At 41.1% G+C, this 1,131-nt stretch carries 2 protein-coding genes; both read left to right on the forward strand.

What is annotated here, in order from left to right; genetic code table 11:
* Positions 1-77: 77 nt before the first annotated feature.
* On the forward strand, positions 78-293 hold the full coding sequence (locus F6K49_RS51670; protein ID WP_293110771.1) for a hypothetical protein: 216 nt from the start codon (positions 78-80) through the stop codon (positions 291-293).
* 482 nt (positions 294-775) lie between these two features.
* The gene (locus F6K49_RS51675; protein ID WP_293110773.1) at positions 776-979 is read left to right on the forward strand and encodes a hypothetical protein; all 204 of its coding nucleotides are present in this window, start codon (positions 776-778) and stop codon (positions 977-979) included.
* Positions 980-1,131 lie beyond the last annotated feature (152 nt).

Raw genomic sequence — 1,131 nt, forward strand, 5'->3', positions numbered from 1 at the left:
TTCGCTAAATTTTTGTAACGCAATTAAAACCATATAACTAACTACAGGGGTTTGCAAACCGCTGTAAGTAATCAGCAATGGGAGGTTATATATATAGCGCTACAGTAAACGGAAGTTATGGGATTGACCTTGGCCTTTGGGCCACGCTACCGGAATGGTCACGCTTTAGGCTTTGCCGTTCGCGTAGCGTGGCCGTAGGCCTCCGCTGCGCGAACGCGCCCCGCGTGGCCGTAGGCCAAACGCGATTGACCGTAGGTCACGCTACGCGAACGCTTTTGATTCCCAAGCAGTAATACCTAATGTCACTTAACTCAACTCCATCCCTGGAACTCTATAGCACTACCTATTAAGGTGTTTGACATTTATACAAGCACCACTAGCTGTTGTAGTCAACTTTTGCCTCTTGCCTTGCGCGTAGCGCTATACTACTGATTCTGATTCCACCCAAGATAAATCTTGGGTGGAATTGTTTTATGAGGTTTTCTCAGGTCTAGCTTTCAAGGGAGCGACCCAAAAGCAAAAAGAATATAACTAATTTAATTTAGTTTCTCAAAACCTAGAGATTTGTTCAGGTTTACTTGATACTTGTCCTGACTTGAACCACTAGTAGGGTTATTTTTTTAAATCGACCAAAACATAACTGCATTAGTTTGGTTCATTTGCCATTGATTAACCCCTTGCAATCCTGGAATAAACTCGAGAGGATAGTCATGGGATGAGGCAATAAAACCTCTAATCCTAAACAAGATAACTTGACTGAATAGGACATTTACTAATGGCTAACATTACAATCTATGACCTGGCTATTTCACCTGTTTCTGAAAGCTTCATTACTGAACTCGATGAGCAGATCATGGACGGTATCATCGGCGGATGTAAGGTAAAAATAAAATTTAATCACAATAGTCTAAAAGTTAAAAAACTTAAATTTAAAAATTGCACTGCACATCAAATAAAAGCAATAAAAGCAATACTATAAGCTCATAAATAGGGCTTGCTGCATGAATGCAGAAGGCATACCCGACAAGGCTTTCAAGCCTTTTTTCCCCAAACAAGTGCAAGGTTTTGGCATCTTGTCGCTCAAAAACCTTGCACTTTTGTGGGAAATCCCTGGGTTTTATTGGGGAACCA

The organism is Moorena sp. SIO3I6 (assembly GCF_010672095.1).